This is a genomic window from Aliarcobacter vitoriensis (assembly GCF_003316695.1).
In the GTDB taxonomy this organism is placed as follows: domain Bacteria; phylum Campylobacterota; class Campylobacteria; order Campylobacterales; family Arcobacteraceae; genus Aliarcobacter; species Aliarcobacter vitoriensis.
In genome coordinates this window covers 100,261-112,416 of sequence record NZ_PDKB01000007.1, presented here as the reverse complement: position 1 = coordinate 112,416, position 12,156 = coordinate 100,261, and the positions used below count along the sequence as shown (strand labels likewise).

The following is a 12,156-nucleotide window of genomic DNA, read 5'->3' as shown; positions in this document are numbered from 1 at the left end:
AAATATCTGTTTCTAGTTCTAATTATAAAAATGGTTCTGCTGAAAGTGGATATTTAGTAGATGAAACATCTGGAATTGGTATTTGGAATGAAAGAAAATTACAAGACACTCCATACTCAATGAATATAATCTCAAAAGACTTAATCGAAAATGTACAAGCAAAAGATATGCGACAAATCTTTAAAATGAATCCAACAACTCAACAATTATCTAGAGCACTAAATGGTAATGGTGATAGCTCTTTTCCAACTATGAGAGGATTTGCTGTTTATAATCCCATTATTAATGGAATACCTTCTGCACATCAAAGTGCAAGCACACCAATGATGCAAGATATAGAAAGAGTAGAAATTATAAGTGGTGCAACAGGATTTTTATATGGTGGTGGAAGAGTTGGAGGAGCAGTCAATTATATAACTAAAAAACCAACAACAAAAGATTTAAGAAATATCTCAATAGGTAGTTATGGAAAAGAGTCATATTATGGACATATTGATTTAGGTGGACAGTTTGATGAAGATAATACTTTTGGATATAGAATAAACGGTTTATATCAAGACGGAGAATTATCTGATACATCTACAAAAGAACAAAAAGCTATAAGTTTTGTGTTTGATTGGAAGCCAACTGATAATTTTTATACAGATATAAAATATTCATATAAAGATATTTTAACAAAAGGATCGGATAATAGTTTTAACCCATCATCAGGTTTTGATAGAGCAAGTATTAATAAAAGCCAAAGTTATAGTCCTGATTGGATAGAAAGTGAATTTAGATCAAATAAGATAGAAAATAGTATAAGATATGATATCAATGATATTTTTACTTTAAGAACAAATTTATTTTATGAAGAAACAAAATCCAAACAAAATAGTGCAGTCCTATTTGTACAAAATGGTTATGCAATGGTAAATAACTCTTATCTTGTTAAAGGGTCTTGGGCAAAAATTGAAAACTATGGGTTAAATCTATTTTTAGATTCAAAGTTTGATACAGGAAATATTAGTCACACTTTAACAATTGGTCACTCTTTAAATTCAACAAAAAGTTATTTTTCATCAGACCTTAGAAATCACTATAATTTTACTAATGATATACGTTTAAGTGATTTAAAAAATTTTGCTAAGCCTGACAATTCTTTTTGGTCTGATAATGGTATTTCAGGAACACAACCACGAAAGCTTGGTTGGAGAACTGAATATAAAAATATATTAATAGGAGATGATATTGTATTTAATGATAATTGGAGTGCTTTGGTTGGAGCAAATTATACAACTGTTATAGATACAAGTTATAGAAGTGGTGTACAAAGTTCAAAATATGATGTATCTGAACTTACTCCTACATTATCTTTGATATATAAGCCATTTGAAAATCTTACAACTTATGCCACTTATATGGAAAGTTTAGAAGCTGGAGAGATTGTTGAAGATTGGTATCAAAATGTAAATGAAGTTTTAGATCCATATAAAAGTACTCAATATGAGATAGGTGCAAAATATAGTATGCTAGATGAAAAAGCACTTTTAACAGCTTCATTATTTAGAATAGAAAAGGCAAACTCTTATGAAATCCCTACAACACCACTTCCTACTTTAACTCAAGATGGAGAAGCTATACATCAAGGTATAGAAATTGGAGTTACAGGAAAAGTTACGGATAATCTAACACTTATGGGTGGTGGAACTTTGATGGATTTAAGTGTAGAAAAACATAGTGATAAATCTCTCGAAGGTAAAAAACCAACTCAAGCTGCTACAAAAATGGCAAAATTATTTGCTGAGTATAATATTCCATATATAAATGGTTTATCTATAAATGCTGGAGCATACTATACGGGTAAAAGCTATGCAAACAGTTCAAATACTGATGTTTTGCCTTCATATACTTTATATGATGCAGGACTGAGATATCAAACTAAATTAGATAAATATCCTACAACTTTTAACTTAAATGTACAAAATTTAACAGATAAAGTTTATTGGACTAATGCTCAACAATTAGGTGATCCAAGAGCTGTTGCATTTTCTATTAAAATGGAGTTTTAGATTTTCGGAACTGGGACTTTAGTCCCAGATATTTTATAGTGATTGGACTAAAGTCCAATTTCCAAAATAAAAGTCCCAGTTCCATAATATCTTTAAGCAAGGGTTTCAAAGTATTTATTTAATTTTGAGATTAAAATTCTGATAATAAAACTATACTATTGAATAATTTATAATTTTTCAGTACTATACTACTTAATAATCTGAAATAATTAGGAAGTATAATGAAAAATATATTAATAGAACAAAATCCGCATTGGCAAAATAAAGTTTATAAAAGTGTAAGAAGAGAAGCCTTAGATAAATTAATCTCATATTTACCATTAAAACAGATTATTACAATAACTGGTATTAGAAGATGTGGTAAAAGTACTTTATCTAAACAAGCTATCAATCACTTAATAAATAGTGGAGTAAATGCACAAAATATATTTTTTATAAATTTAGAGAATCCTATGTTTTTGGAGTATAAAAATGATGCCTCATTTTTAGGTGTGATATATGAAGAGTATTTAAAGCTTATCAATCCGAAAGGAAAAGTATATTGTATATTTGATGAAATACAGTATTTTGAAAATTGGCAAGTTTATATAAAAAGTAAATATGAAACAAGTGATATTAAATATATCATAACTGGTTCAAATTCTTCTATGCTTTCAAATGAACTTAATACTCTTTTGAGTGGGAGAAGCTTAAATATTCATCTAAATACATTTAGTTTCAAAGAGTTTTTGGATTATAAAAATATAAAATATTCAAATGAATTTGAACAAATATCAAATCATATAGAAATCCAAAGAGCAAAAGAAATGTATCTAAAATGGGGTGGATTTTATGAGGTTTTTGATGTAGAAGATGAGTTAATAAAAAAAGAGATTTTGCTAAATTATGTAAAAAATATTATATATCAAGATATTGTTCCAAGATATGGAATAAGAAATTCACAAATTTTAGAGAGGCTATTTTTTTATCTTTTATCAAATTCTACAAATTTGATAAATTACACTACTTTATCTCAAACTTTTGATATTAGTGATAAAACTATAAAAGAGTATATAAATTATTTTGAAGATACTTTTTTACTAAAAAGATTGGATAAATTTCATAATAAACAAAAAGAGATTGTAAAATCTTTTAAAAAAATATATTCATTAGATAATGGTTTTTTACAAATTGCACCAAAATTTTCTACAAATTTTGGAATGAGTTTAGAAAATATGGTTTTTATAGTTTTAAATCAAAGAGTTGAAAATTTATATTATTTAAAAGACTTACAAGAGATAGATTTTTTTGATACAAATAAATTATATCAAGTATCTTATGATATAAGTGAAGCTAAAACAAAGCAAAGAGAACTGAATGCTTTTTCATATTTTAATAAAGAAAATAGATATAGAAATTTATTGATTACTTATAATATAAACGAGAGTATAGATGACATTGAAGTATTGAGTTTTGAGAAATTTATTTTTTCTTTAAAGTAGAAATAAACAAAATATTACAATTTGTAATATTTTATTTACTATAAAAAATATTTGGATATAATAAAAAACTTTATGAAAAAGGTATTTTATGCAAGATATTCAAATTTGGCACAATCAAAACTGTTCAAAATCTCAAGATGCTATGGCATTATTAGATATGAAAGATATTAAAGCAAAAGTTAGAAATTATTTAGAAGATTCTCCAACAAAAGCTGAACTAAAAGATGTTTTAAAAAAGTTAAATATAAAAGCAAAAGAGTTAATCAGAGATAATGAAGAATTATATGTAACTTTGGATTTAGAAAATGAAAATGATGAAGAAAAACTTATCGATATAATGGTTCAAAATCCTATTTTAATTCAACGCCCAATTATCATAAAAGGGCAAAAAGCAGTTATTGCAAGACCAATAGAGAACTTAAAAGAGCTATTGAATGAATTTTGAGCTAAATGAAAAGCAGTTAAGAATACGATATATAAGAGTTGTTGAGAAATTTTTTACTAGGACAATTACTTTATTGAAACTTGAAAATTTTGATAAAGATGTATTCATCAAAAGAACTTTTAAAAACTATGAAGATATGACTAAAACTCCCAAAGTGGAGCTATATACTGATTATTATATAACTCTTAATCTTTTTATAGAAAAGAGTATGAATTTTGTAAAAAACCCAAGTGATAATTTTGAAGATGAAAGAGCAACACTTTTAAAAGATGCAAATTTACTACAAAAAGAGAAAAATAAAAGCCGATATAAAAAAGATAAACACAGAAAAGATAGATTTGATGATGGATATTAAAGAAGAGAAAAAATACAATTTAAGTGGAGTTTTAAAAAAAGTTCTTTACAAGAATGATGAAACAAAGTATATAATAGCAGTTTTAGAGAACAATCAAAAGATTTGTGGAACATATTTTGATGCTGATATTGAAAAAATTGTAGGAGAAGAGATACTTTTAAGTGGAAACTGGGCAACACATAATAAATATGGTGTTCAATTTGAGTTTGATACTTTGCAAGTAAAAGAGCATGAACTTTTTTTCTTTTTAACAAAAATTGTGAAAGGTTTTACAAAAAAAGCAGCAAATGAGATTTTGGATAAATATAATGAAGATGGTTTGATAGAAATTTTAGAAAAAAATCCAAATGAATTACTCAAATTTAAAGGTATAAAAGAGAAGAAATTAAAAAATATTGTCGATTCTTGGCATAAATTTAAGCACTTAAGAGAGTTAGGAAGTTTTTTAGGAAAATTTGGAGTAACTTCAAACCTAATTACTAAAGTTTATGCAACATTTAGTGAAGTTGATAATCTAATAGAAAAAATAAAAAATAATCCATATATTTTGATAAATATAAAAGGAATAGGGTTTAAAAGAGCAGATGAGATAGCAAAAGCTTTGGGAATTGATCCAAAATCTCCTTTTAGAATAAGAGCATGTGTAAACTACACTCTAAGAGAGTTTTGTGATAACAATGGAAATTCATCAATAGATAAATTTCACTTATATAAGCTTTTAGATGACAATTTAAGATTTATAAATGAAGAGCATTTGTATGAAGAAGTTATAATTGAAATGCTTTCAAAAGAGGAAGTATATACAACAAAAGAGAATAGACTAGCCCCTTCAATGCTATATTTTGCTGAAAAAAATATTTTAGATTTTTTTAATAGAAGAAAAGATGAAAAAAATAGAAAAATAATAGAACATTTTGATGATTATTTAGCAAAAAAAGAGAATACTTTGGGATTTTCTTTGAGTGAAGAGCAAAAAAAAGCGGTTGAACTTATAAATAGTGGTGAAAAAACTCTATTTTTAATAGGTTATGCAGGAACAGGAAAATCAACTTCAAGTAGAGCAATCCTTGAACTTCTTGAAGAGATCATGAGTTATGATGACATTATGACTATTGCTTTAAGTGGAATTGCAAGTCAAAGAATAAGCGATACAACAGGATATAACTCTTCAACTATTCAAAGTTTATTAGTTAAGCATAAAGAGAAAGATTTTTTTCCATATAAAGCCATTTTACTTGATGAAGCTTCTATGGTAAATTCAGTTACTTTTTATCAAATTATTTCAAAAATAGATGATGATACAATTTTTATCATTGTTGGAGATGATGGGCAACTTCCTGCTATTGGAGCAGGAAATATACTAGCAGATGCTATAAAATATGAACTTGCACCTATTTGTAAACTTACAAAAATTTATAGACAAAATGAAAATCAAGCAATTGCTGTTATTGCAAACGATATAAGAAAAGGCGAATTGCCAAATTATAAAGATGAATATGAAGATTTCAGATTTGTTGATGTCTCTATTTCAAACTATTATTCACGAAAAAATTCTTTAAGCTCAAATGAATTTTCAAATATTAGAGGTGAAAATAGTGAATATATTTTGAATAATATTTTAAATATTTCAAGTGATTATATACAACAATATTATGAACATATAAAAAATAAAGATATATCCAAAGCTTTAACTTTGTTTCAAGTTATTACACCTATGAAAGGTGGAATGTTAGGAGTTGAAAATCTGAATATTGAACTTCAAAGATTATTTAATCATACTAAATCAAAAAGCTTAAAGATAAAAGAGTTTGAATACAAACTAACTGATAAAGTAATTCATACTAAAAATGAAAATATGAAAGCACAAACTATGAGTATGTATAAAAGTAACTCTAGTGAATATATGGAAAGACGTGTTTACAATGGACAATTAGGGCTTATAATAAAACTTGATTTTGATGAACAAAAATGTATAGTTTTATATCCAAATGATGATATGGTAGTGTTTTATGACTTTGATTATATTCAAAATCTTTTATCTTTAGCATATTGTTTAACTATACATAAAACACAAGGAATGGAGTATGAAAATGCACTTATTCCTATGAGTTTTTCGCACTATATTATGCACAATACAAAGCTACTTTATACTGCAATTACAAGAGCAAAAAAGATGTGTTTTATAGTTGGAGAAGATGAAGCATTTAAAAGTGCTTGTAAAAAAATAGAAGTTACAATACGAGAATCTATTATAAATGATTTATTGAGTAAAAATAGTAAGATAACTAATTCAAAAAATGTAGAAACGATAATCGTTTAAATAACATAAAAGCAACTTTTTTGTATCATCTAATCTAAAAAAAATTTAGAGGATTTAATTTTATGATAACTTGGATGCAAAGGCATAAAAAGTGGTTAGTTATTACTATTTGGATTAGTACGATAGCATTTGTTGGAGCTGGATTTGTTGGTTGGGGCTCTTATGATTATGGTTCAAAAGGTGGAGTAGTTGCAGTTGTAGGAGATAAAGAGGTTACAATAGATGAATATAATCAAGAGTATTCAAAACTATATTCTCAATATGCACAACTTTTTGGAAATTCATTTAATAAAGAGTTGGCAGAACAATTAAGATTAAGTGATGTTGCATTTTCTCAACTTTTACAAAAAAACTTGATTATTGCTTATGGAAGCGATTTAGGTTTGATTGTGACTCAAGAAGAGATAGCAAGAGAACTAATAAACTATGAAGAGTTTAAAACAGATGGAAGATTTGATAAAGATAAATATATAAAACTTTTAAACCAAAATAGAATGAATCCAAAAGATTTCGAAGAGAGTTTAAAAAGTTCTATTCTATTTCAAAAGATTCAAGCACTATTTAATATCGAGCCAACAGCTAATGAAGTTGAAAATATTAGTAAGTTATTATTTATTGAAGATGATATAACTTATAAAATTTTAAATTTAGATGATATGCAAGTAATTGCAAATGAAGATGATACAAAAAAGTTTTATGAAGAGAATAAAAACTTTTATAAAAGCGAAATATCTTATGATTTAGAGATAAAAGAGTTGGCTTTAAAATCAGCAAATTCTACTGAAGAAGAGATACAAACTCATTATGAAAAGTTTAAGAGTGATTATAAATTTGAAGATGGAAAATTGAAATCTTTTGAAGAAGCTAAAGCACAAGTAATTAAAGATTTAGATGAGAACTTTACAAAAAGAGAAGCTTTGACTTTATACTTAAATCTTAAAAAAGGTGAAGATAATTTTGATAAAAAAATAACTGTTGAAGATAGTAAATTACCTTTTATAGCTGAAAATATAGAAAGAATTAAAGAAGCAAAAAATACAGAAATTATAAAACCATTTTTTGAAAATGATAAATTTTATATAGTAAAATTAGCAAAAATTAATCCATCTTCTGTTTTATCTTATGAAGATGCAAAAGACAAATTATTAATTGATTTAACAAAAGATTTAAAATCTAAAAAACTTGATGAAACTGCACAAAACCAATTAAAAGATTTTAAAGGTACTGATGTATCTGGAATTAACCGTTCTAGTGCTTCTAAAATTCAAGGATTAAACGAAAAAGAGTCTATTGAGTTTTTAAATCAATTATTTGCTAGTGCACAAAAAGAGTCTGTTATTAGAGTTGGTTCAAAAGCTATTTTATATAGAGTAAATAGCTCAAAAATGGTAGATTATGATAAATCAAAAGATAATTTTATAAAAGATGAAATAAGACAAATTCAAGAAGGTGATTTAATGTCAAATCTTCTTAAAAAACTTGAAAATAGCTTTAAGATAAAAACATCTATAGAAACTACAAAGGAGTAGCAATTGAATAATATAAATGATATATTTTTAACAATAAATATTGGTTCTAGTGCTACAACAGCAGTTATTTCTAAACCGAAATATGATTTAGATAATAGTGTTGATATCTTGGGTTTTGGTACTCAAGAAAGTACAGGAGTGAATAAAGGTTTAATAACAAATATTGAAGATGCTTCAAGAACTATTAAAGATGCTATTTTAAAAGCAAAAGAGAGTGTAACAGAAGCAATAGGAACAACTGTTGTATCAATTTCGGGTAACTATACAAAAGGTATAAAAGGAAGTGGAGCAGTTAATATTCCAAATGGACTTGTAACAGAATCAGATATTAATCAAGCTATGCAAATGGCATTATCAAACTCTATAATTCTTCCTGAATACGAAGTTGTACATGTAATTCCATTGTTTTTTAGGGTTGATGAAGAAGAGGTTGATAATCCAATTTCTATGAATGGAAGTAGATTGGAAGTTGCAGTTTATATAGTAACTGCAAAAAGAAATGCACTTATAAATATAAAATCAGCTTTAAAAGTTTTTGGAATAGATGATGTAAGATTTGTTTTAGACTCTTATGCTTCATCTTTGGCTGTTTTAGATGACCAACAAAAGAAAATAGGTGCAGTTGTTATAAATATTGGTGCTACAACAACAGAATTTGTATATTTTAAAGGGAATTCTATTATTTATAATGGTTTTATTCCTGTTGGTTCAAAAAATATTACAAATGACTTATCTGTTATGTTACACACTCCTATAACTTCTGCTGAAAAGATAAAAATTGATTATGGGTCTTTGGTAAAAGATTATTCTGGTAATGGAGATTTAGGACCATCTAAAGTTACAATTCCTAGAATTGATGATGAAGAAAATTTTTCTGAAGTTGCACTTGATTATATTCAAACTATAATTCATGCAAGAGTTGAAGAGATAATAGTTTTAGTAAAAAATCAGTTAAAAAAGAATGCTTTACTAGATAATATTGGTTCTGGAATAGTATTAACTGGAGGAATGAGTGAACTTGGTGGAATAAAAGATCTTACTAAAAAGATTTTTGAAGGAATTCCAGTATCTGTTGCAACTCCTAAAAATCTTCCAAATTCTTTTAGAATTAGTTTCGATGAACCAAGTCAATCAACTGTTGTTGGACTTATTATGTTTGCTTTAGGAATAAACAGAGGTTATCAATTAGATTCAAGTAAAAAGCTTATTCGTCCTATTAGAAAAGGTAAAACTATAGAAAAAATATCAATTTCTACTATAAACAACCAATCTAATCAAGGAAATCATTCTCCTGATATGAGAATAAGAAGTAACGAAACAACAATTTTAGAGCCTTTGGAAAAAAATAAGAAAAAAGGTATATCTAGTGTTTGGAATAAATTATCGGAGTGGTTTTAATGGAAAATAACAATTTATTTAGAATAGATGATATCACTGTAACAGAAAAGATGCCTACAAAAGCATTGTCAAATAACCTTCCAAAAATTGCAGTTATTGGAGTTGGTGGAGGTGGTTGTAATATGATTAATCATATGATTGATGAAGGTACTCATATGATTGATTTGATTGTTGCAAATACAGATTTAAAAGTACTTCATGTTTCAAAAGCTCCTAAAAAGATAGAATTAGGTCATAGTATAAATAATGGTTTTGGTGCTGGAATGGATCCTGAAGTTGGTAGAAATTCAGCATTAGAAAGTTATGAAGAGATAAAAGAGACTTTAAAAGGTGCAGATATTGTTTTTGTTGCTGCTGGTCTTGGAGGAGGAACTGGAACGGGTGCTGCTCCAATAATAGCAAAAGCTGCTAGAGAAGTTGGAGCTTTAACTGTATCAGTTGTTACAAAACCTTTTAGTTTTGAAGGTCGAATGAGAGCTGGTTTAGCAAACTTAGGGCTTGAAGAACTAAAAAAAGTTAGTGATTCTTTGATAGTTATAGCAAATGATAAGCTAAAAGAAGCAGTTGATGAAACTTTTGGTATAAGAAATGCTTTTAAAATAGTTGATAATATTTTATATCAAGCTGTAAATGGAATGAGTCAGGTTATTTTAAATCCAGGAAGTGGAGCAGATATAAATGCCGACTTTGCTGATGTTAAAACTATTATGAAGCATAGAGGTATTGCTTTAATGGGAATTGGTAAAGCAAAAGGAGAAGATGCAACTATAAGAGCATTGGAAAATGCTATAAATTCTCCATTACTTGAAAAAGTTCCTTTAGATGGAGCAAAAGGTATCTTAATACACTTTACTATAAATCCTGAAATATCTTTATTTGCTATTGAAGATATTATGACAAGAATTAATAATAGAGTTGATATAAATGCACAAATTATCTTTGGAACTACAACAGATACAACTTTTGATAGAGATGAAGTTAAAATTACTATTATAGCAACTGGATTTGAATCAAAAAATGAAAACAAAGATGAAGATATAGAAGATGGCGAAGAAGAGTTAGAAACAGCTAAAGTTGAATCAACAGAAAGCACTCTTGATACTCCACCTCTTATGAGAGGTTATACTGTAGAATATTCTCTTAACTAAGGAGTTAAATCCTTAGTTATATATCATAATTTATAGGTTTTTCTTTTTCTTTATCATTCCATTCAAATATAAAACACATTGGAAGCTTATCGTATTTATGTAATATTTTCCCTGTAAAATATCCTGAAATAAATATAGAAATAATTGCTAAAAATGAACTAAATGCTAAAGTTGATAGACCACTAAGTCCTTGTCCTACCGTACAACCAATTGCCATTATTCCACCAATTCCCATTAGACTTCCACCAATCATATTATATTTTACTTTATTTAAATTTTTATTTGCTGTACAACCAAAGCTATATTTTTTATTAAAAAAAGATGAAACATAAGTTCCTATCAATGCCCCAATAACTATGCAAACACCAAAAGACAGTTCATTTACTTCATAATATGTAAATAATTCTAAGGTTTTTGCACTAGGATATACAAAGCTAATACTAGTAAGTTCTATTGTTCTTTCAAAACTTTCACTTCCTATATAACCAGTTATGAACCAAGCAAAACTTACTAATAACCCTATTAATACTCCATCATATAATGAAAAAACTCTTTTTACTTTTTTTATTAATATTGCTAAAATAAATATCAAAACAGCTAAAACAGCAAAAATATTTACTTGAAAATTTTCTATATTTTTTGAAATTTCTATTAAAAATTCATTATTTATAAATGGATTGAAAATACCATATAAAAGTCCTTTTGTTGTAGCATAAGCAAAAATTGCTATAAACAAAAGAGTAATTATTGCATTTGAATCACCTTGTCCAAATTTTACAATGCTTCTACTACTACAACCATCAGCAATCATCATTCCACTACCAAAAAGTAATCCACCCAAAATAATAGCAAAATAGTTGATATTTGATTTGAAATAAGCACTTTGTGTAACATCAATATCAAAAATATTTACTACAATAGTTGTAGATATAATTGCAACAATCATTGCCATTAGAACTGAAGCAGCTCTTTTTGTTGATTTTACTAAAATATAATCTTTTATAGAACCGCTAAAACAAAATTGATTTTTTTGTGCAATTGCACCAAATAAAAGTCCTAAAATTAGACCTAAAATATTGACAATTTCATAAGTTTCAAAATCTTCAAACATTATATTTCATCCTCATCAGCTCTCATATCTTCTAAATCTAGTAAGATATTATTTGCTTCTTCCTCACTTAACTCATTTCTAGATATTTGATTTAAAGCTTCATCATAGAATTTTTTTATATCTTTATAATATTCAAGTTCTATTTCTAAATCTTTATCCTGTTTCTTTTGTAGCATATTTTCTATTGCTTTTATCTCATCATTTACTTCAATTAGTACATCATCTTTTAAAATATTTTCAAGTTCTTTTATTTTACTCATATATAGCCTTTCCTTAATTTATGATAATTTTATAAAAATTAACTTATATTTATAGATA

General features: G+C 26.6%; 10 protein-coding genes. 8 read left to right on the top strand and 2 right to left on the bottom strand.

What is annotated here, in order from left to right:
- The first annotated feature begins 119 nt into the window (after nt 1-119).
- From CRU91_RS05425 to ftsZ, 8 genes are all read left to right on the top strand, one after another.
- Entirely contained in the window at nt 120-2,051 is a 1,932-nt protein-coding gene (locus CRU91_RS05425; protein WP_235826958.1) for a TonB-dependent siderophore receptor, read from the top strand.
- Nucleotides 2,052-2,272: 221 nt separating this feature from the next.
- Complete coding sequence (locus CRU91_RS05420) at nt 2,273-3,532, top strand: ATP-binding protein (RefSeq protein ID WP_113894182.1); 1,260 nt, start codon at nt 2,273-2,275, stop codon at nt 3,530-3,532.
- A gap of 88 nt (nt 3,533-3,620) precedes the next feature.
- Complete coding sequence (gene arsC, locus CRU91_RS05415; protein ID WP_113894180.1) at nt 3,621-3,977, top strand: arsenate reductase (glutaredoxin); 357 nt, start codon at nt 3,621-3,623, stop codon at nt 3,975-3,977.
- A complete protein-coding gene (locus tag CRU91_RS05410) occupies nt 3,967-4,332 on the top strand; it encodes a hypothetical protein (RefSeq protein WP_113894178.1) in 366 nt (121 codons plus the stop codon). Before arsC ends, CRU91_RS05410 begins: the two co-directional genes overlap by 11 nt.
- Nucleotides 4,319-6,652, top strand: a complete 2,334-nt coding sequence (locus tag CRU91_RS05405; protein ID WP_235826957.1) for an AAA family ATPase — start codon at nt 4,319-4,321, stop codon at nt 6,650-6,652. The genes CRU91_RS05410 and CRU91_RS05405 overlap by 14 nt, the downstream gene beginning before the upstream one ends.
- 62 nt (nt 6,653-6,714) lie before the next feature.
- A complete protein-coding gene (locus CRU91_RS05400) occupies nt 6,715-8,181 on the top strand; it encodes a peptidylprolyl isomerase (protein ID WP_113894176.1) in 1,467 nt (488 codons plus the stop codon).
- A gap of 3 nt (nt 8,182-8,184) precedes the next feature.
- On the top strand, nt 8,185-9,579 hold the full coding sequence (gene ftsA, locus CRU91_RS05395; RefSeq protein ID WP_113894173.1) for a cell division protein FtsA: 1,395 nt from the start codon (nt 8,185-8,187) through the stop codon (nt 9,577-9,579).
- On the top strand, nt 9,579-10,727 hold the full coding sequence (gene ftsZ / locus CRU91_RS05390; protein ID WP_113894171.1) for a cell division protein FtsZ: 1,149 nt from the start codon (nt 9,579-9,581) through the stop codon (nt 10,725-10,727). Before ftsA ends, ftsZ begins: the two co-directional genes overlap by 1 nt.
- A 16-nt stretch (nt 10,728-10,743) precedes the next feature.
- Here ftsZ and CRU91_RS05385 read toward each other — a convergent pair whose 3' ends face one another.
- Nucleotides 10,744-11,838, bottom strand: a complete 1,095-nt coding sequence (locus CRU91_RS05385; RefSeq protein ID WP_113894169.1) for a YeeE/YedE family protein — start codon at nt 11,836-11,838, stop codon at nt 10,744-10,746.
- On the bottom strand, nt 11,838-12,098 hold the full coding sequence (locus tag CRU91_RS05380; protein ID WP_113894167.1) for a hypothetical protein: 261 nt from the start codon (nt 12,096-12,098) through the stop codon (nt 11,838-11,840). Before CRU91_RS05380 ends, CRU91_RS05385 begins: the two co-directional genes overlap by 1 nt.
- Nucleotides 12,099-12,156 lie beyond the last annotated feature (58 nt).

Coding starts and splice junctions, on each gene's coding strand:
- CRU91_RS05425 (WP_235826958.1), top strand. CDS start 120: ATGAATATAATCTCAAAAGACTTAATCGAAAATGTACAAGCAAAAGAT.
- CRU91_RS05420 (WP_113894182.1), top strand. CDS start 2,273: ATGAAAAATATATTAATAGAACAAAATCCGCATTGGCAAAATAAAGTT.
- arsC (WP_113894180.1), top strand. CDS start 3,621: ATGCAAGATATTCAAATTTGGCACAATCAAAACTGTTCAAAATCTCAA.
- CRU91_RS05410 (WP_113894178.1), top strand. CDS start 3,967: ATGAATTTTGAGCTAAATGAAAAGCAGTTAAGAATACGATATATAAGA.
- CRU91_RS05405 (WP_235826957.1), top strand. CDS start 4,319: ATGATGGATATTAAAGAAGAGAAAAAATACAATTTAAGTGGAGTTTTA.
- CRU91_RS05400 (WP_113894176.1), top strand. CDS start 6,715: ATGATAACTTGGATGCAAAGGCATAAAAAGTGGTTAGTTATTACTATT.
- ftsZ (WP_113894171.1), top strand. CDS start 9,579: ATGGAAAATAACAATTTATTTAGAATAGATGATATCACTGTAACAGAA.
- CRU91_RS05385 (WP_113894169.1), bottom strand. CDS start 11,838: ATGTTTGAAGATTTTGAAACTTATGAAATTGTCAATATTTTAGGTCTA.
- CRU91_RS05380 (WP_113894167.1), bottom strand. CDS start 12,098: ATGAGTAAAATAAAAGAACTTGAAAATATTTTAAAAGATGATGTACTA.